We start from the raw sequence: 19302 nt of genomic DNA on the forward strand, positions 1-19302 counted from the left end.
TTTCATAACCTAGGTAAATGCATTGAATATGGAATATGTATTCTTCTATTTCTTGAGACTTTATCCTCATTGAAGTAAGGTTTAGCCCTCAAGAAGGCGGGCTACCATTTCACGCAATTTCGTCCATTCAAAACAATCACCGGGGTCAGTCTTGCGACCGGGTGCAATGTCACTATGACCAGTCAGATGCCGACGGGTTTTGGGATACGCGTCATAGATTGCGACGATTGCGTTTGCCAATGCCTCATACTGCGCCGCGCTAAAGGGCACAAAATCTGACCCTTCAAGCTCAATGCCAATGCTATAATCATTACATTCGGCTCGACCAAGATAGCTCGACCTGCCGGCATGCCATGCACGTTCGTTGAAATTCACAAACTGGGTGATAGTACCGTCACGCTCGATAAATAAATGTGCGGAAACTTCAGCGCCTTTTATCGTCTGAAAATAAGGATGGGCGTCCCAGTCTAATTGATTGGTGAACAAGGCTTTGACGTAGTGGTTGCCATCAGAACCGCACGCGCCAAACTCGTTAGGCGGTAGGCTAATATTGTGAATAACAATTGTATCAATGCTGATATGTTCAGGTCTTTTATTAGTGTTTGGCGATGCAAGCCACGTGGCGGCAGATAATTGACCCTCGTTGATAGTCATTGATGATGCTATAGACATAATGCTCTCTTTTATCGTGGTTATTAATCAGCAGAAGAATGCGTTTTATCGTAAATTTTGTATAAATAAATAGCAAATATATCGTCATTTCAGTATAAACAAGAGAGACGTCAATAATATTTTGCTAAAAGTCTATTGTTACTCATAAATGTTCAAATTTTTAATGAGCGTCCATCACGCGATAAGCGTATCACCTTTACAGTGCGAGATTTTACTTATGTCCATACACTCAGTTTCAAATCGTATTGCGCTAGATGGTACGCCAATACAGCTTAGCCGCCGTGCACGTTTGCCACTGGCGATAGCTGGACTGCTGCTAACTGCGCAAGCACAGGCATTTTTACCCACACCTGCATCACTGGTTACGACTGGTGAGCTTGCGCTTAATACCGATACCAATACTAATAATAACAATGCTAAAGCCGAAACAGATGCAAATCAGCTGCTAAATCTATGGCGTGAGCAGGCTAAGACAAAAAATCTTGCCCAAGATACGACGTGGCGCCGCTTATTATATTTCTCTGATGAGAAAAAAGGCTTGTTTGGCAAAAATAAAAATATCAGTGCGGTCGATGACGCTCGCTTCTTTTTGAGCTCAAATGGGCGTGAGGATTCAGGTGCTGAGCTTGATGCGATGCTTGTTGCCTTTGCTGATGAAATGGCTAATAAAACCAATAATTCTGAAACTAATAATACTGCCCAAGCTAGTAATAGCAACTCTGCGCTATGCCGTTTCCCAGCAAGAGCAAAATGGCTAAGTGATACCTTGGCTATTGATAAGTCAGCGATGCAGGTAACTTGTCCAGAGCTGACGGCTTGGATGCAAAAGCTTGCCCCTGAGCAGCTGTCTATTATGTTTGCCCAAGAGTACTTAGACAATCCTTTGTCTGCCTTTGCGCATACCTTGTTGCGTATCGATTCAAAAGCAAGTGTGGCTGATCCAAGCCAAATTCATCATGCTTATGCGCTAAATGATACGGTCGATGGCGATACCAAAGATAACTTTGTATTGTACGCCATCAAATCTATGACGGGCGGCTATAACAATCTGATCGAGATTGACCCTTATCCAGAAAAGCTGGCTAAATATCTGCAAGACGATGAGCGTGATGCGTGGACATATCAATTGGATTTGACCCCAGAGGAAGTACAGCAAATCATATTGCATGTTTGGGAAACCAAAGAGTTAAAATTGCCCTATTACTTTACCTCTGACAACTGTGCCTCTGAGATTTTGCGCCTGATAGATGTGGTACGTCCAGAGCAGCACTTATTAAGTCAGCTGCCTTACGCAGTTATTCCATCAGATGTGGTACAGCTGCTGAACAAAGAAGGTTTTCTCGCTAGCACCAATTATACGCCGGCTGATAGCACTTTACGCCAAGCGCAATTGAACAAAGTCAAACAGGAGCGTGAGCAGCTCGGCTACCATAACAACCCCAAACAGATGCTTAATGAGATTAAGTCGACCCAGCTCAATAAAGTTTCGAGCATGTCAGCTGATGGTCAGACGTTACTCCCTCACCAGATTGCGGTCTCAGATACCAATCCTCTCAATCGACATTCGCTGCAAATGGGCAGTATTGGTATCGGTCAGCGCGGCGATAATAATTACATCGATCTTGGCGCGCGCGCAGGCTATCACGATACCCTTGATCATCCTTCTGGTTTTCCGCAGTTCTTTGATTTAGAAGGTGCTTCTGCGACTGTGCGTTTGTATGACACAGCTAATGATAAAGCCAACCAGCCAAAAAGTGTGGTGTTACAGAATTTGACTTTGATTAAAGGGCGTTCTTTTAACCCTGTCAATTCGGCTAAGAAGGGCAAAACCTGGGGCGCGAGTATAGAGGCCACGCGTGTAAACGATGGCTCGCAGCAAGACGGTACCGATCATTTAGTTGGTAGCTTGGGCTATGAGTCTGGTTGGTCATGGGCGTTTGGAACGCCTAGTGCAGGGACGGGCGAGATGCCGCCACAGCTTTGTTATACCTTTTTGGCAGGTACCGCGCAAACGGGGCGTGGTATTAATAAAGGCTTTCGTGTCGGCGCAGGCGTAAACGCTGGCTGTCGTTATCAGATTAACAATCAGTTACGTGCGCAGGCTGAATTGCAATTGCCATATTGGTATCATGGCAGCAGCGACGACTCTAATGTGCGCGGTCATTATTGGCAGCCGATATCAAGCTTAGGGCTGCAATACGATATCGATAAAAAACAAGCATTACGTATCAATGCCAATTATGAATGGCAAGATCGCATTGATGCTAATGACGATGTACAGCTGTCATATCGACGTTATTTTTAGTAGCCACCAATATTTTAAGTAACATCTTCAAAGGCAGGCAGGAATTATGATGAATACGCATAATATATTAATTATCGGTCAAGGTGACATTGGATTACCAGTGACCAATAAGCTTGCGCAAGATGGCTTAAATGTCACAGGGCTGGCACGTAATGAGCGACAGCATTACGCACTGGATGATAAAGCTAAATTTATGCAAGCAGATGCGTTGACGCTTAGCGCTGAGCAACTGCAAGACTTTACTCATATTGCTATCATCGTCACCCCTGATGAGTACTCAACCAATGGTTATTACAATAGCTACTTGGCGATTAACCAGCATTTAGCGGCGCTTGCGGATAAACTATCCAATCTTCAGCGCATTGTTTTTATTTCTTCAACTGGCATCTATGGACAAGATAACGGTGAATGGATCGATAAAGATACCGTGCCGATGCTGCCTAAACGCGAAGCATCACAGGTGATATTGCAAGCAGAGCAAATGCTGAAACAAGGTTTTGATGATAAAACAATTATCATTCGCCCAAGTGGTATTTATGGGCGCGAGCGCTTAATGCGTGTGCGTAAAGCTAAAGAGTCAGAGAAAAAGCCGATAGCAGCTGGCGTGTGGACCAATCGCATTATGGACTCTGATTTGGTCAATATTATCGCCAAGGTACTGACGATAGAGGTACCAAAGCCTGTTTATATTGCAACCGATTATCTACCAGTGACGTCCTTTACGCTGACCATTTGGCTATGTGAGCAACTGGGTGAAGCGCTGCCAGTACTTGATGATAAGAATAGCGCCATGACCGGAAAGCGCCTACATAGCAATATTCCGTTAGCGTGGCTGACGTATCCTGATTGGCAAATGGGATATGAAGATATTTTGCGTCATCAGAATTAATAAATCAGCTATAGTGCTTAAATACGTTTTTAAATATGTTGTTCATGAGTGCTGTTTTACAATAGCACTCACTTAGGGAGATTTCATGACCCAGCCTTTTACTTCTGATGAGGGTTTATTCAGTGTTGATCTTGTGGCAAAGGGTCAGTTTGCAAATAATAAGGCGGCGCAATCAGCCGTTTTATTCAGTAGTGACCAGCCTGCGATTGTCCATCCTAATTTTGATCCGACGCAAGTGCCATTAGATCCTGCAAGACCGCTAACGGATATTCCAGAACCAGCGCGACGCTTAAATGGGCAATTACGCCGATTATATGGCAATGCTGCCCGTTTTTATCAGCCTGATAAGGACAGCTTGTCAAAATGGTCGCTTATTGCGTCAGAGGCATTAGCAGAACATTTATCATTACTAAACGCTGCTAAATTGATAGCGCTGCCTGATAGTTTTTATCACAATCAGAGCGAGCAGCCATTAATGTCGTCGTTAAATGAGATGGTTTTGCTAGATATGTCAGATATTCAACAAGCAATTCGGGCGTATCCAAGATTGAATCGTTATGGATTTTCAGAGACGGAGAGCGGGGAGGTTGATAAAGATATTAATGCTAAAACCAAAGCGTCTGCTGCACTATCTCTGCGCACCCTGACCAAACGCTATAACCCTGATGAGCTTTTAAATAGTATGTATGCTGATGACTGGCACATAATACTGCAGCCGCAGCAGTTCGAGTTAGGTGAGGGCAGCTTAGCGACTGATATTATGGCGTGTAGCGTTGCTGTTCATGCTTTAAAGCAGTGCAGCCGCCGCAAAAGTATCAACCAGAGTTATAGTGCCGCGCAAATTTGCCAGCATATACGCAGCTACTTACTTAGTCAGAGTATCTGTGAGCCTGCTCAGCGGCATGCCTATCGCCAAATTCGAATTTTTGCAGGGCATGCGATCATAGCCGCTCATCATTTGGGCTGGAACATCCAAGTGAGTCGTGATGGTCACTGTTATTTTGACCTCTCCTCACGTTGCGGTCTTCTGACCCGATATCCCAATATGCAAGATTATGATATTAATGGTTGGTCAAGTTAAGCGTCAACGCCTATAATGCGCGTCATGATAATCATTCTTAAACCTTTCTTTTTGTTCATAGGAATTCTCTAATGCCCCATGCCCAATACGCTAACAATGCCCCATTTTCATCTCATGCCTTTATTCAACTGGCGTTAGACAACCAAGTCTTAAAGTTTGGCGAGTTTGTCTTAAAGTCTGGTCGCATTAGTCCGTATTTTTTTAATGCAGGTTTGCTTGCATCAGGTGAGATGTTGTCGCTATTAGCACGTGGTTATGCAGATGCCTTAGCTGAACAGATGGCTGCTACAAATGAGGGTAAAGGCGCACAAGAATTGGTTATCTTTGGTGCCGCTTATAAGGGTATTCCCTTTGTGGCAGCAACTGCACAGGCTTTATGGTTACATCATGGTATCAATGCCAACTGGGGCTATAACCGTAAAGAAGCCAAAACGCATGGTGAAGGCGGTAATTTGGTCGGCGCTGACGTCAGTGGCAAGGCGGTTTGGATATTGGATGATGTGATTACCGCTGGTACAGCGATGCGTGAAGTGGTTGAGATTTTAGAACAGGCTGGGGCGCAGGTTGCCGGTATTATTGTGGCGCTTGACCGTAAGGAAAAAGGCTTAGCTGAGCACTCTGCGATTCAGGAACTGGCGGCAACGTTAAACGTTCCAGTGCGTGCCCTTGTCGATATTGACGACTTAATCAGCTATCTGGCAGAGGGTGGTCATTCGAATCAAAATGCAACCCAACTTGCAAAAATGCAGCATTACCGTACCCAGTATGGGGTATAGTTAAGCGTAACTATTGCTGTCTATACTTGTCTATATTGGCATGCTGATATGTGATTTGTGTATATTTTGTCTATTAATAACATCCTGTAAATGAGTATTCTTATGAGCCTAGAACAGCCAAAAAAATCTTTGAACATACTTGTGGTTATGGATCCCATTGAGCAAGTTAATTATAAAAAAGACACCAGTCTGGCTATGATGTGGTCGGCGCAAGATCGCGGTCATCGTTTGGGTTACTGTCAGATTCATGATTTATGGCTTGATCGTGGGCAGTTGATGGTCGATACGCAGTCAGTTGCTGTCAAGCGTGATCCTGAGGATTTTTATACGTTAGGGGATAAGACGACAGGTTCGGTCAGCGATTATGATGTGATTTTGATGCGTAAAGATCCACCGTTTGATATGCGCTTTATTTATGCAACTTACATGCTTGATCATGCCAAAGCCGCAGGTGTACTGGTCGTCAATGACCCACAAGCCATTCGTGATTGTAATGAGAAATTGTTTGCTACTTGGTTCAGTGACTATATGAGCCCAACGATTGTGACCAGTAAACAGGCTCACATTCGCAAATTTATCGCTGAGCAGCAAGACGTTATTGTCAAGCCATTAGATGGTATGGGCGGTACGGGTATATTTCGTTTGACTGCTGATAGCCCAAATATTGGCGTGACGCTTGAGATGTTGACTGAGCTTGAAACGCTACCGATTATGGCGCAGCGTTATCTACCAGAGATTAAAGAAGGTGATAAGCGCGTACTTATTGTCGATGGCACGGTGGTTGACTATACCTTGGCTCGTATTCCAACAAAGGGTGAGACGCGTGGCAATCTTGCCGCTGGTGGTAGCGGTGTAGCCATGCCGCTGACCGATATCGAACGCCAAGTCGCAGAAGTGGTCGCGCCTATTGTCAAAGCAAAAGGTTTAATGTTCGTTGGTTTAGACTTAATTGGCGGACGCATTACGGAAATTAATGTCACCAGTCCAACCTGTGTGCGTGAGATTGATGATCAATGTGGTACAGACATTGCGACCGATTTTATCATCGCAATAGAGCGAAAACTTTTAATCTGATAGGCTGCTAAAGTTTGTTAGTTAGATAAGCTGTAAGGATAGAGTAATGTAATGCTCATCTACTGGCACAATGAGTAAAAATAGTTGTGCTAACATAGATCGTTAAAACGTCAGGGAACTAGCGTTTTGATAACGATTTCGCGGTATTTACCAAAGCCAAGTCGCGATTATTCACGGCTTGGATTTTTGTTATTGGTCGGGCAGAAATGACTATATATCAGACCACGATTTACACTATACTATGCGGGCTTTTAAACAGCTCTAATGACCCGATGAGTAAGATGGCTATAGGACAATAAGTCCTTCATATCAATACAAAAAAGATAGGCAGGCGTTTCATGAAGACACCGCACATATTAATGATGGCTGCTGGTACTGGCGGGCATGTATTTCCAGCACTTGCGGTTAGTGAAGAACTGACTAAGCGCGGTGCGGTGATTCATTGGTTAGGCACACCAAATGGTATGGAGAATGGTTTGGTGGCGCCAACTGGTTATCCTTTTCATGCGATTGAGATGCAAGGCTTACGCGGTAAAGGGATTGGGCGTTTGCTTAAAATGCCAGTTACCTTGCTTTCTGCGACTATGGCAGTGATCAAAATCATTCGTGGTAATAATATTGATATAGTGGTTGGTTTTGGCGGATATGTCAGCGCACCCGGCGGTATAGCAGCCCGTTTGACCAAGACACCGCTTATTATCCATGAGCAAAATGCCATTGCTGGCATGAGTAACCGCTACTTGGCAAAGATGGCGACCAAAGTCTTGCAAGCGTTTGAAAACACCTTTGGTAATAGCCAGCTTGATGCAAAACTTGAAACAGTTGGTAATCCAGTACGTAATGCGATTACCGGTGTCGCCGAACCTATAGCGCGTTATGATATAAATGACCGCTCAGCATTAAAACTGCTAGTGGTTGGCGGCTCACTGGGTGCACAAGTGCTAAATGAGACCGTGCCAAAAGCACTGGCGTTAATAGAAAGTCCGTTTGAGGTACGTCATCAATGTGGACGCAATAATGAAGCTGCGACGCAAGCAGCTTACGATGAGCAAGATTTAAGTATGCACAAGTTTACCGTACAGCCATTTATCGATGATATGGCAGCGGCTTATAACTGGGCAGATATTATTGTTTGCCGTGCTGGTGCGTTGACCGTTACTGAAATCCAAAATGTGGGTATTGCCGCGATTTTTGTACCATTGCCAAGTGCAGTTGATGACCATCAAACGGCAAATGCGCGGACGTTGACATTACATAAAGCGGCGATTCTATTACCGCAAAATGAATTGACGCCCAAACGCTTGAGTGAAGAGCTTGCAGCCCTTGATCGACCTGCTTGCTTAGAGATGGCAAAAAAAGGTCACGCGCTTGCCAATCGCCAAGCCTGCCAGCACGTTGCCAATATTATCTGGCAAGCTTTATAGATAAACAAATAAATACCCGATATTTTTGCCTTATTATATTTTATCCGTCTTATAAAAAGAGAAACCCTTATGCCAACCTCTGCTAAAGCCTTAACCAAACGTTTGATTGAAATACCAGAAATGCGCCGTATTCAGCATCTACATTTTATTGGTATTGGTGGTTCGGGGATGTGTGGTATTGCTGAGGTTATGAATAATCAAGGCTATCAAGTGAGTGGTTCTGATATTACTGAGAGCTTAGTGACCAAACGTTTGGCGCAGATTGGTATTGATATTGCTATCGGTCATGATTCCAAAAACATTGCCAATGCTGATGTCATCGTTGTATCGTCTGCCATCGATCGTAGCAATCCCGAAGTAAAAGCAGCACTCGAAGCACGTCTTCCAGTAGTGCGCCGTGCGGATATGCTTGGTGAATTGATGCGTTATCGTCACGGTATTGCTATTGCTGGGGCGCATGGCAAAACCACCACGACCAGTTTGCTGACCACTATGATGGCAGAAGGCAATTTAGATCCTACTTATGTGATTGGCGGTAAGCTTAATGCTTCGGGCAAAAATGCCGCGCTTGGTAGCAGTCGTTTTCTAATTGCCGAGGCTGATGAGTCTGACGCCTCATTCTTGTCATTGCATCCGATGGCGGCGATTGTCACCAATATTGATCAAGATCATATGGAAACTTATGGTAATAGTTTTGATAAATTAAAGGCAGCTTATATTCAGTTTTTACAAAACATGCCGTTTTATGGTCTGGCAGTGGTCTGCGGTGATGATCCTGAGCTGTACGCGATGATTGATGATATTGGGCGTCCAGTATTGACCTTTGGTCTTGAGCCATTTAATGATGTACAAGCCGTTGATTTGGTCACCGAAGGTACAAAAACCCATTTTACAGTGCTACGTCGTGATCATGAGCCATTGCGTCTGACACTGAATATTCCAGGCGTGCATAATGTCTACAATGCGCTTGCAGCCATTACTATGGCGACTGATGAAGGCGTTGATGATGCTGCAATTACCCGTGCGCTACAGAAGTTTGAAGGGGTTGGTCGTCGTTTTGAGCAACATGCCTCTGTGGAGATAGATGATGGTAATGTGCTGCTGATTGATGATTATGGTCATCATCCAAAAGAAGTTGATGCCACCATCAAAGCGGCGCGTCAAAGCTTCCCTGAGCGTCGTTTAGTCATGATGTTCCAGCCTCATCGTTACAGCCGTACCCGTGACTGTTTCGATGATTTTGTCGAAGTACTCTCAAGTGTTGATGAGTTATTATTGTTGGATGTCTATTCTGCTGGTGAAAGCCCTATCGCTGGTGCGGACACTAAAGCTTTGGCACGTAGTATACGTTTGCGCGGTGCCGTCGAGCCAACGATAGTGGATAAAGATAATATTGCCCCTGTCATGCAGCGATTATTGAAAGCAGGTGATATGCTGATCACCCAAGGCGCGGGTAATGTCGGGCAAATAGCTATCGATCTCGCCGCCAATAATCTTTATATCAAATAAGCCTTAGAAGCATTAGAAGCATTGCTTTAAAAATATTAGGAGCACTAACGATGACCATGAATAATACTAAAGAAAATAATAATATTGATGAAGATGGCGTTAATGTTGAGCAAAACGCTACAGATAACAGTAACAACAACATTAAAGGCAATGTTCAGAATAACGCTGCCCCTATTATCAATCCAGAAACAGCTTTAGCAGCTGCTGCACAAGCAGAGCAGGATAAAGTAGCTAACAATAGCCAAAGCGCTAATACGTTACCCGCTATTAAAGAAAGTAAAGTAAAAGAGGCGAGTGAGTTTGGTAGAGTTGCTGTCATTTACGGTGGTAATAGTAATGAGCGTAGCGTGTCTTTAGACAGCGGTGCAGCTGTATTGCAAGCACTACAAAACCAAGGGGTTGATGCCACGCATTTTGATCCTAAGCATCAAGACATTACTGAACTACGTCAGTATGATCGTGTATTTAATGTCTTACATGGTCGGGGTGGCGAAGATGGTCTGCTGCAAGGCGTGCTACAGTGGTTTGATATTCCTCAAACCGGCTCAGGTATTTTAGCGTCAGCACTTGGTATGGATAAAGTACGTACCAAACAGCTGTGGCAAGGCTGCGGATTATCGACTGCACCGTTTTCACTGCTAACCGCTGATACCGACTGGCAGCAGGTGGTTAATATGTTAGGACTACCACTGATTATCAAGCCTGTTCATGAAGGCTCAAGCATTGGTATGACTAAGGTTAATAACCTTGATGAGCTTCCTGCTGCCTATGCAACCGCCGTACAATGTGGCGATGTAGTGATGGCGGAGCGCTGGATAACTGGTCGCGAGTTCACTATCGTTATCATTGATGATGAAGCTTATCCTGTCATTCGCTTAGAGCCTGCGGATATCACCAATTTTTATGACTTCGAAGCCAAATACAATCGTAACGATACCAGCTACTATATCCCTTGTGGTTTAAGTGCTGCGGATGAAAAGCATTTGCAAGATCTAAGTTTATCGGCGTTTCGTGCCGTTGATGCAAAAGGTTGGGGACGTATCGATGCGATGCAAGACGAAGCGGGCAACTTTTGGCTACTTGAGATTAATACCGTACCGGGCATGACCAGTCATAGTTTGGTACCAATGGCAGCCAAAGCTCGTGGCATGGATTTCGAGAGCTTGTGCTGGCATATTTTGGCGCAAACGGTGTAACATCTTATTGAATAAGTCACTGCCTATATACAACAAGCTGTTCTTAGTAATTATACAAGAGTGATTATTTCAATAAATGAGGTATTTAAACTATTTATCATTGTTGAATAGTAGCTTCTCATTATTCGTAATGTATCGCTATAGCTGCTATACCACAGCTTCGTGTAAACTTGTGTAAATTCGTTAGTAGTAGTAGGGGTTAGGCTATTGTTTGAAGGTAAAATGCGTTAATATTGTAACTATCTAGTGGTTTTGGTGATAGTTATGCAACGCTTTGGTAAGTCCTTCATTAAATAAGAGAAATGTTACATTTAAAGGCCGATAAGCACACTTTATATTGCCATTTAAAGTTACGAATTGATAGCATATCTATTAAGTAGATTTTACACCTGCATAATGGTGATAAGCGCTTTTGCATAAATAAAAAAGATCATCGATCTACGTAAATATGAATCGAATGTATGAAATATACAGATTATTTTGATTAAATATAGGGACGAAGTTTAATATGGCTCAAACTGTCAATGACGTCGCTGACTTGATGAGTGATAAAACCCGTCACCCAAAATCAAACTTTCAAGTACCCACTGCAGTTAGATACTTTTTTACCGTATTGGTGCTTGGGTTATTAGTGCTGATATTGATAATGGGCGGTAAGGCTTTACGTGACGCACCTCCAGCAGCTATTCATGTCGATCATCAAGGATTGACGGTTGCCGAATATCGGGCGCTACAGCATGTTATGAATCAGCAAAGTGTGAGCAGCTTTTTCACCTCTGATTTGCAAGCGCTGAGAGATATTACCACTGGTTTGGCTTGGGTTGATCAGGTCAGTATCAGTCGTGACTGGCAAAAAGGTATTGTGGTTACCGTATTGCCTAAGCAAGCAGTGGCAAATTTTGGTACTGAGCGTCTAGTGGATGCAACAGGCAATGTGTTTGTCCCTGCTGATAGTAGAGATTTAACGCAAGAGAACTTTGCAACTTTGCAAGGCAATATGACTCAAGCGCCGGTTATTATGCAACAGATGCAGCAAGTCAATGACTGGTATGCTCCGCTTGGCTTACAAGTTGAAGATATTATTTTGTCGCCAAGAATGACTTGGCTGATTCGTTTTGATAATGGGTTACGTATTATCGTTGATAATGAGAATACAGCACAAAAGCTACTGAACTTAAGCCAGCTGCTGGGTAATCAATTAAAAAACCGCCGTGATGAGATACAATCAGTAGATCTTCGTTACAAAAATGGATTTACGATTGCATGGAATATAGCAGTGCCAAAAGATAATGATACACCCGTAAACAAAAAACCAACAACTGAAGCACCTCTATAAGTAATATATAAAGTAGCCAACACGCTAAACTTGTCTGCTTTATTTTTTATACAGAGTATACATACGTTATTATCAGCTGATAATAGACTTATTTTAATGATTTAATGGAGACATCATTTGTTCTCCTGTTTAGCGATAATTTGTCTGGTACCATGAAAAATACTGAAAATTTGGTTGTTGTCCATTTAAGTGCCACGGCAGTTTATGTCGTCATTGGTAGTGTTGTGTCTGCAAAAGACATCCGTATTATGGGTGTGGGACAAGTTAAGAATAGCGACTTTTATCAAGGTCAAATCAAGCATCGTGAACGCTTGCAAGGCGCTATCAAACAGGCTATTCAAGAAGCGGAAGATACCGCTAATTGCCGTGTGCATAGTGTCTGGCTGACGCTGGCAACTCCTGAGCTATTGAGCAAAAATAGTGCGGGCGATGTTAGAGTAGAAGATGAATTCGTTCGCGCTAAAGATATGGTGCAAGCACTCTCAAATGCCAAATCGCAAGATTTGTCATCTGACTATTATTTGATGCATTGTTGTCAGCAAGGTATTTATATCGATAACCAAGAGTTTATGGTTGATGATGCCATTGATATGGTGGCGCACAATATAGCTGTGATGTATCACATGATGATGATGCCAGTTGCTGGTCGTCAAAATATCCAAAAACTATTGCAAAGCTGTGATGTGGGCATTGATCATATTGTCTTCGATGCGGTAACGAGTGCCGAATATAGCTTGATGAGCGAAGAGCGCCAACAAGGCGTTTGCTTGGTAGATATAGGTGCCAGCACCACAAGTATTTGCGTTTATAAGGAAAATAAGCTGATTTTTACCCATTGTATCGCAACGGGTAGTCATGAAGTGACGATGGATATTTCAGCAGACGTTGGTATTTCGATGATAGAGGCTGAAAAGCTGAAAAAATCGCATGGTACAGTGGATGTGAACAGCGTAGATCCAAGCTCATTTTTCCTATTTAAACCGCAAGGGTCAGGTGATGAAATCAACATTGGTATCTACAACCTTGCGCGTATTATCGAAGCCCGTTACGTGCAGATTTTCACTGAAGTAGTGCGCCAGTTACATGAAGCGGACTTATTAGGCTATATTGATAAGGGCATTGTGCTCACAGGTGGCGGTAGTGCGATTAAAGGCATGATACCGTTTGCGAAAAAACTATTAAAAATGCCAGTGGTATTAACCAATATGCATCCTGCGATTAGTGCTTATAATCATTTTGATAATGACGAATCCTTTAAGCAGCTGAATCTTCAGGTTAATGATCGGGCTTATCAAACGGCATTTGGTACACTATTATATAGCCAAAGCGAGCAGTTTCGGCGCAGTGAAAAAAGCGAGCCTGAAGCGATTCAAAAAAATCGTGTGACGGGTGTTTTTCAAAGTGCTGGTCAACGTTTTGCCAGTGTACTAAAAAAGATATTATAATTGTCCTATAATCCTGCTGACAATCTACTTACCGTAATTAGATAAGCGGTTTGTCAGCAAGACCAAGCAAGCATATTAAAAGCAATACCCTGTATAATAACGGCATATCTTGGTTAAGCATTACTATTTAAGCCATGGCCCTGTTCTAATCAAATACATTTATATATAGTAAGTCGATAGCGCGCCATATGCGTGTGTTACCACGTATCGACCATCACGCTATCTGCAACTGGAGAAACTTTTTTATGTCAAAATACACCATGCCAGATGATAATCAGCTTCAAAATAATGGCCAGGCAAGCTTCACTGTATTCGGTGTAGGCGGCGGTGGCGGTAATGCAGTTGAACATATGGTACAGCAAGGGATTAGAGGTGTAACATTCGTCTGTGCCAATACGGACAAACAGGCGCTTGATCGTTTGACCGCACCGCATAAGCTACAACTTGGCGCAAAAACCAACCGTGGTCTTGGTGCAGGAGCGAATCCAGAAGTGGGTCGTGAAGCAGCAGAAAGTGACGAAGAAGCGATTCGTGCACTGCTTGAGCACTCAGATATGGTTTTTATCACCGCTGGAATGGGTGGTGGTACGGGTACGGGTGCTGCACCAGTCGTAGCGCGTATTGCCAAAGAAATGGAAGTACTGACCGTTGCTGTAGTCACCACGCCGTTCAAATTTGAAGGCGGAAAACGTATCAAGGCTGCCAAAGCAGGTATCGAGCAGCTGACTAACTTTGTAGATTCTATCATTACGATTCCAAATGATAAGTTGATGAGTGTCTACGGCAACATCTCTATGCAAGATGCGTTTAAAAAAGCAGATGATGTGCTATTGCATGCAGTCCAAGGTATTGCAGAGACCATCGCTAGCGAAGGTATGATCAATATTGACTTTAACGATATCCGTACCGCAATGACCGCTAAGGGCCATGCGATGATGGGTATCGGTCGTGCCAGCGGTGATGATCGTGCGCGTCAAGCGACTGAAAAAGCCATCAGATCGCCATTACTTGATGATTTGCGCCTAGAGAATGCCAAAGGCTTACTCGTCAACGTGATTTCATCTGAATCCTTATCTCTAGATGAGATGAGCAAGATCAGTGTGATTGTCGAAGAAATTACTGATATCGATGAAGCGCATATCTTCTATGGCTCCGTGATTGATGAAAAAATGGGCGACGACTTGCATGTGACGGTTATTGCAACTGGTTTAACCTTAGATGAAAACGCTGGTGAAGAGCCTGAAGTGGTGGAGCAACCTGTGCCTTCTGTAAATAGTACGCAACCTGTTGACCCAAACTTGCATACCAGTGCATTGAACAGTCAAAAACAGTCTCAAGCTCAGTATCAAGAAAACCCAATTCGCTCTAATACTGTGCCTGAACAGACTAAAACTAAGACCAATAGCATTCAAGACTATCTAAAGCGTCAGCAGAACAAATAGATATCATTCGTATAAATATTGCTCTCTAAAAAAGCCAGTGTTCAAACGCTGGCTTTTTTGTGCCTATTCATAATTTCTGCTATTTGCCAACTACTTATATATTGGTTATTCCTATTTATCAGAAAATGTTACCTACTCATACCAATTTAGGCGGTATTTTCAAGAGATGAAGCCTTTCAAAGCCCGATATTTCATAGCCTTCTGTTGGTGATTGCGACTAAACAGTCACCGATAATAATGCTTCGATAAGTGTTATCAATCAAAGAGATAGGTAAATTAACGCTTTTTATCGCTAGCGAACAGGGTTCGGGTAATGATACACTATGGCAATTGTAACAAAATATGTGAGAAGACAGCCATGAATCAACGAACCATAAAAACAGCAATTGCTGTTACAGGTACTGGTCTTCATAGTGGTCAACCTGTTGATTTAGAATTTCATCCGCAACCAATCGATACTGGAATCGTCTTTGAGCGTTCTGATATTACTGGCAGCACGCCAATTCCTGCCAGTGCCTTTTTGGTACAAGATACCATGATGTCATCTAATCTGGTGTTTGGTGGTACACGTGTCGGCACGGTTGAGCACTTGCTGAGCGCGATAGCGGGACTTGGCGTTGATAATCTATTAATTCGTGTATCAGCATCAGAGATACCTATTATGGATGGCAGTGCTGCGCCTTTTGTAGGACTGTTATTGCAAGCCGGTTTTTGCGAACAGGATGCTTCAAAGAAATTTATCAGGATTGTACGTACTGTACGTGTCAAAGTTGACGATAAATGGGCAGAGCTACGTCCTTATAATGGATTTGAGCTTAATTTCGAGATTGATTTTGATCATCCTGCGATTGATAAAAACTTTCAGCATGCCCAATTGCAGTTTTCAACCCAAAACTTCATTGAGCAGCTGAGTTCAGCACGCACTTTTGGTTTTTTACGTGATATCGAAGCCATGCGTCAGAACAATCTGGCATTAGGCGGTAGCATGGATAATGCGATTGTTATCGATGAAAGTAATATTTTGAACGAAGAAGGTCTGCGTTTTAATGACGAATTTGTTCGTCATAAAATTCTAGATGCACTTGGTGATTTATATCTGATTGGATATCCCATTTTGGGTCGTTTTAATGCCTATAAATCCGGTCATGCTTTAAATAACTTATTGGTACGTGAGATTTTATCTGACCATAATAACTTTGAAATTGTAACTTTTGATGACAATGTAACATGTCCTATCGAATATTTACCTTTGAATGGTATAACTGTCGAAGGATGAATACAGGAATATACACGAAGTATCGAAACATTTACGCAATATTACATAAAATGGTTATAAGTAGAGTGAAATTATATTCATATAAGTGGATATATATTTCTTTATTTTATGATAACTTGTCTGTATAGTAGATGAGATAAAAGCTGTAGCGAATAGCAAAATCATCTGTCAGTGAGGTTCACAATGTGAATAACACTGACAGATGATTTTTTTTGTTTTTGGAATTACAAAAACCCAGCCTGAATCGTATCATTTACCGGATTGGTTTACATAACTTTACATTATCTGCAGGGGTTTTTTAAGGATTTATAAGGCGTAATAGTGCTTTTTTGAGGTTTTCATCAGTGGTGACATGCTCTGCTGCCTGTGATATAGTCCGCTTTGTGTTTTGGCTAAGAGCCTGATTTTCATGGGCTTTAACGGACATTGAGCGTAATGCTGACAAGCCTGATGATGATTTAGAATAATTATTATTGGTAGATTTATTGGCTATGACGACGCGAATTTGCTTGAGTTGTTTAAATGTAATTGACTGCTCTGTTAACACTTGCAAATACGCGCTCTGCAAATAGCGAATATGATTGGCAGCAGTGACGGACTCGACACTGAGTGTCAATTGCTCAGACGTTAAGCCTACGACCCAGCAGTTATTGAGGATTTCCTCAGGTAGACAATCTACCAAAAGCGCTTTTATTTCAGTGGTCGCTTGCACATATAAACGCATACTATCAGATAGGCTTTGAGGTAGCGCACTACCAGCAAAAGCTTGATGATCGATGAGAGTGGCAAGGCGGTTAGGGTTCTTTTTGGACATCGTAATGACTCATCTAATAGGTGAAAAATCGATACTCATAATAAACAGGCTCTAAACGCTCATTTTTAAAGCAAGGTATGACGTAGCAAACGATTTATGTAGTAGATGATTAAGCTGCTAATGATATCAGCATCAGCTACTTAAGAAGTAAAAGAGCGATTGTACTAAATATTTTATCATGTTTATTTCATGATTATATTCTCTAAACTAATTCATGCTTTGTCACGGATGACGAGCAATTCTGTTTTCACAATAGGTAGTAAATTTATGAAACAAGCTTTATTAATTTTATCAGTATTGGGAATGGGCGTAGCACAGACAAGTGGTGCTGCCGAAACAACCTTTCAATCAAATAATACCTTGAGTCATACCATCACCAATATCACTACTTCTGCGAACTATGGTTCTAGTCGTAACATCTACAGCACCAACAGCGGTGCATATGTTTCTAGCAATGATGAAATCAGCCAAGCAATCGATAATTTAAGCGCGCATGCAAAACAAAAAGAATATCAGCTTGCTTCGCTAACCAATCGTTTGTCTTATGAGCAACGTCAGCAGAAAGTAAGTTCAGTGCCAGATCGTTATTCAGCGCCTGCTATTGCAGCAGCGAATGCTTCACGAGTCGCTTTATCTAGTAGCACAGGCTATTGCGCTCGTTATGTCCGTAAAGCGTTACAATCAGCGGGCTACGAATTCACGCCTAATCCTTCAGCGTATCAATATGCGTCTCGCGGCACACTGTCACAAGCGGGTTTTACTAAAATCAGTAATAACATGGAACCACAGGTTGGTGACGTGGTTGTTTATGACCGTACTTCAAGTCGTCCTCATGGCCATATTCAAATATTTGATGGTAATGACTGGGTATCTGACTTCCGTCAAAACAGCATCAGCCCATACAGCGGTCATTACAACTATACGACGTGGCGCGATGCTAGATACGTCGATGATGCTTCAGATCGTGGTATCTACCTAGCTATGGCTGACAAATAAGTATCAGTTAAGCGCTCTCTCCGGACTCAGTAATGCTCTTTATGACATTACTGAGTTTTTTTATGTCTTAAATAAGGCTAGCTATTAAGTTGATATTTTTACTTGGCAAGGGCGGATAGCCTATCAAATGGTGTCCAATACTGACTATTATGAAAGTCGGGTGGCGATGCATGTTTGGGCGCAAAGTATAGAATCGTAGCGCCAAAGGATAAGATAACACAAGGATGTATGTATTTGATAAGGGCATCATTACTGTAATCTGACTTGCGATTCAATGACGTCAATGAATCTAATGGCATTCTAAAGCTGCGTTGGTAGTGATAAGGTTCATGCGTTGATATTGGGTAATCTATTAGCAGTTTCGGGTGGTTACCGTCTATCCAATCGATAGCAGCACGTGTCTGTCCGTCAGCGTAAATAAGAGGTCTTGGCGGTAGTGTTGTAGGAGAGCGATAGCTGTCAAACTCATAAAGCGCATACTGACCTTCAGGACTGGCATTGATCTCAATATAGGACATTGTCATATTGGTTTTGGGGGACTTATCACTATCTTCTGAACGGCTACTTACTAAATAACCTGCTAAAAAGCACTCAAGGCAGGTTCGTTCCCACAGATAATCCTTAAAGCCTACTTTATCTGCTTGCCACTTTGGCCAATTCAATTGAGCAGCTAGTGATTCAGAGGGCAACGTCACACGATACTCTAGCTGTAAATAAGCTTCTGGCTGCGCTACAAGCGTTGCGCTTACCTGTACGCTAATTTGCTGTAAAACGCTCACTGTCACGCCAAGTTGCTGCGCGTCATCTGCTAAGGTTTCAGTTGCTAGGTATAAATCAAAACTTTGGCTCATATTCTTATTATCTCAAAAATTATTAGCACCATAAAACATGATATAGCTGCCAACGAACATCGCATATTAAATAGTGAACTATAAATGACATAAAAGCCGCGAGCAAAAGTGCATCGCGGCTTTTATAGTCAATGAAAAGTAATATCTACACATTATGTACTGCTGGTATCAATTTTTCTTGCTTGCTGTAGCTAGCCGACAGAGGCTGCAAAAAAT

Annotated in this window: 16 protein-coding genes; 13 read left to right on the forward strand and 3 right to left on the reverse strand. The window is 42.6% G+C overall.

Annotated features, from left to right (window positions below; all coding sequences use genetic code 11):
• Positions 1-81: 81 nt before the first annotated feature.
• Positions 82-672 carry a 1,6-anhydro-N-acetylmuramyl-L-alanine amidase AmpD gene (gene ampD / locus FQ082_RS03455; RefSeq protein WP_149492050.1) on the reverse strand — a complete coding sequence of 197 codons (591 nt, stop codon included), beginning with the start codon at positions 670-672 and terminating at the stop codon, positions 82-84.
• A 217-nt stretch (positions 673-889) separates the two neighbouring features.
• On the opposite strand from ampD, the gene FQ082_RS03460 reads away from it, so the two are divergent.
• The 12 genes from FQ082_RS03460 (at position 890) to lpxC (ending at position 16425) form a co-directional block, all read left to right on the forward strand.
• Positions 890-2977: a DUF4105 domain-containing protein gene (locus FQ082_RS03460; protein WP_262498141.1), complete on the forward strand. Its 2088-nt coding sequence runs from the start codon at positions 890-892 to the stop codon at positions 2975-2977.
• Between the two features lie 49 nt (positions 2978-3026).
• Positions 3027-3866 carry an SDR family oxidoreductase gene (locus FQ082_RS03465; protein ID WP_149492052.1) on the forward strand — a complete coding sequence of 280 codons (840 nt, stop codon included), beginning with the start codon at positions 3027-3029 and terminating at the stop codon, positions 3864-3866.
• Positions 3867-3951: 85 nt separating this feature from the next.
• Entirely contained in the window at positions 3952-4947 is a 996-nt protein-coding gene (locus FQ082_RS03470; protein ID WP_149492053.1) for a hypothetical protein, read from the forward strand.
• Positions 4948-5018: 71 nt separating this feature from the next.
• Positions 5019-5723 (forward strand): orotate phosphoribosyltransferase, encoded by a 705-nt coding sequence (pyrE, locus tag FQ082_RS03475; RefSeq protein ID WP_149492054.1) that lies wholly within the window; start codon positions 5019-5021, stop codon positions 5721-5723.
• Between the two features lie 102 nt (positions 5724-5825).
• Positions 5826-6797 carry a glutathione synthase gene (gshB, locus tag FQ082_RS03480; protein ID WP_149492055.1) on the forward strand — a complete coding sequence of 324 codons (972 nt, stop codon included), beginning with the start codon at positions 5826-5828 and terminating at the stop codon, positions 6795-6797.
• Positions 6798-7135: 338 nt separating this feature from the next.
• Positions 7136-8221: an undecaprenyldiphospho-muramoylpentapeptide beta-N-acetylglucosaminyltransferase gene (murG, locus tag FQ082_RS03485; protein WP_149492056.1), complete on the forward strand. Its 1086-nt coding sequence runs from the start codon at positions 7136-7138 to the stop codon at positions 8219-8221.
• Between the two features lie 69 nt (positions 8222-8290).
• Positions 8291-9730 carry a UDP-N-acetylmuramate--L-alanine ligase gene (gene murC / locus FQ082_RS03490; RefSeq protein ID WP_011514348.1) on the forward strand — a complete coding sequence of 480 codons (1440 nt, stop codon included), beginning with the start codon at positions 8291-8293 and terminating at the stop codon, positions 9728-9730.
• Positions 9731-9780: 50 nt separating this feature from the next.
• Complete coding sequence (locus FQ082_RS03495; protein ID WP_262498142.1) at positions 9781-10926, forward strand: D-alanine--D-alanine ligase; 1146 nt, start codon at positions 9781-9783, stop codon at positions 10924-10926.
• 508 nt (positions 10927-11434) lie between these two features.
• The gene (locus tag FQ082_RS03500) at positions 11435-12262 is read left to right on the forward strand and encodes a cell division protein FtsQ/DivIB (RefSeq protein WP_149492057.1); all 828 of its coding nucleotides are present in this window, start codon (positions 11435-11437) and stop codon (positions 12260-12262) included.
• A gap of 152 nt (positions 12263-12414) precedes the next feature.
• Positions 12415-13707 carry a cell division protein FtsA gene (gene ftsA, locus FQ082_RS03505; protein ID WP_223145340.1) on the forward strand — a complete coding sequence of 431 codons (1293 nt, stop codon included), beginning with the start codon at positions 12415-12417 and terminating at the stop codon, positions 13705-13707.
• Positions 13708-13952: 245 nt separating this feature from the next.
• On the forward strand, positions 13953-15149 hold the full coding sequence (gene ftsZ / locus FQ082_RS03510) for a cell division protein FtsZ (protein WP_011514344.1): 1197 nt from the start codon (positions 13953-13955) through the stop codon (positions 15147-15149).
• Positions 15150-15507: 358 nt separating this feature from the next.
• The gene (lpxC, locus tag FQ082_RS03515) at positions 15508-16425 is read left to right on the forward strand and encodes a UDP-3-O-acyl-N-acetylglucosamine deacetylase (protein ID WP_181209702.1); all 918 of its coding nucleotides are present in this window, start codon (positions 15508-15510) and stop codon (positions 16423-16425) included.
• Between the two features lie 298 nt (positions 16426-16723).
• Here the strand turns inward: lpxC and FQ082_RS03520 are convergent, their stop codons facing one another.
• Positions 16724-17239 carry a DciA family protein gene (locus FQ082_RS03520; RefSeq protein ID WP_149492059.1) on the reverse strand — a complete coding sequence of 172 codons (516 nt, stop codon included), beginning with the start codon at positions 17237-17239 and terminating at the stop codon, positions 16724-16726.
• Between the two features lie 267 nt (positions 17240-17506).
• Here FQ082_RS03520 and FQ082_RS03525 point away from each other — a divergent pair, with 267 nt between their 5' ends.
• Positions 17507-18235 carry a CHAP domain-containing protein gene (locus FQ082_RS03525; RefSeq protein WP_011514341.1) on the forward strand — a complete coding sequence of 243 codons (729 nt, stop codon included), beginning with the start codon at positions 17507-17509 and terminating at the stop codon, positions 18233-18235.
• A 98-nt stretch (positions 18236-18333) separates the two neighbouring features.
• Here FQ082_RS03525 and FQ082_RS03530 read toward each other — a convergent pair whose 3' ends face one another.
• Complete coding sequence (locus FQ082_RS03530; protein WP_149492060.1) at positions 18334-19086, reverse strand: DOMON-like domain-containing protein; 753 nt, start codon at positions 19084-19086, stop codon at positions 18334-18336.
• Positions 19087-19302 lie beyond the last annotated feature (216 nt).

It is taken from the genome of Psychrobacter sp. ANT_H56B (assembly GCF_008369245.1).
GTDB classification, from domain to species: domain Bacteria; phylum Pseudomonadota; class Gammaproteobacteria; order Pseudomonadales; family Moraxellaceae; genus Psychrobacter; species Psychrobacter cryohalolentis.

Excerpts from the sequence above, each read along its gene's own strand:
- FQ082_RS03465 (WP_149492052.1), top strand. The coding sequence starts at position 3,027 with ATGAATACGCATAATATATTAATTATCGGTCAAGGTGACATTGGATTA.
- ampD (WP_149492050.1), bottom strand. The coding sequence starts at position 672 with ATGTCTATAGCATCATCAATGACTATCAACGAGGGTCAATTATCTGCC.
- ftsA (WP_223145340.1), top strand. The coding sequence starts at position 12,415 with ATGAAAAATACTGAAAATTTGGTTGTTGTCCATTTAAGTGCCACGGCA.
- pyrE (WP_149492054.1), top strand. The coding sequence starts at position 5,019 with ATGCCCCATGCCCAATACGCTAACAATGCCCCATTTTCATCTCATGCC.
- FQ082_RS03470 (WP_149492053.1), top strand. The coding sequence starts at position 3,952 with ATGACCCAGCCTTTTACTTCTGATGAGGGTTTATTCAGTGTTGATCTT.
- murC (WP_011514348.1), top strand. The coding sequence starts at position 8,291 with ATGCCAACCTCTGCTAAAGCCTTAACCAAACGTTTGATTGAAATACCA.
- FQ082_RS03530 (WP_149492060.1), bottom strand. The coding sequence starts at position 19,086 with ATGAGCCAAAGTTTTGATTTATACCTAGCAACTGAAACCTTAGCAGAT.
- FQ082_RS03525 (WP_011514341.1), top strand. The coding sequence starts at position 17,507 with ATGAAACAAGCTTTATTAATTTTATCAGTATTGGGAATGGGCGTAGCA.
- FQ082_RS03460 (WP_262498141.1), top strand. The coding sequence starts at position 890 with ATGTCCATACACTCAGTTTCAAATCGTATTGCGCTAGATGGTACGCCA.
- FQ082_RS03495 (WP_262498142.1), top strand. The coding sequence starts at position 9,781 with ATGACCATGAATAATACTAAAGAAAATAATAATATTGATGAAGATGGC.
- lpxC (WP_181209702.1), top strand. The coding sequence starts at position 15,508 with ATGAATCAACGAACCATAAAAACAGCAATTGCTGTTACAGGTACTGGT.
- FQ082_RS03500 (WP_149492057.1), top strand. The coding sequence starts at position 11,435 with ATGGCTCAAACTGTCAATGACGTCGCTGACTTGATGAGTGATAAAACC.
- gshB (WP_149492055.1), top strand. The coding sequence starts at position 5,826 with ATGAGCCTAGAACAGCCAAAAAAATCTTTGAACATACTTGTGGTTATG.
- FQ082_RS03520 (WP_149492059.1), bottom strand. The coding sequence starts at position 17,239 with ATGTCCAAAAAGAACCCTAACCGCCTTGCCACTCTCATCGATCATCAA.
- murG (WP_149492056.1), top strand. The coding sequence starts at position 7,136 with ATGAAGACACCGCACATATTAATGATGGCTGCTGGTACTGGCGGGCAT.
- ftsZ (WP_011514344.1), top strand. The coding sequence starts at position 13,953 with ATGTCAAAATACACCATGCCAGATGATAATCAGCTTCAAAATAATGGC.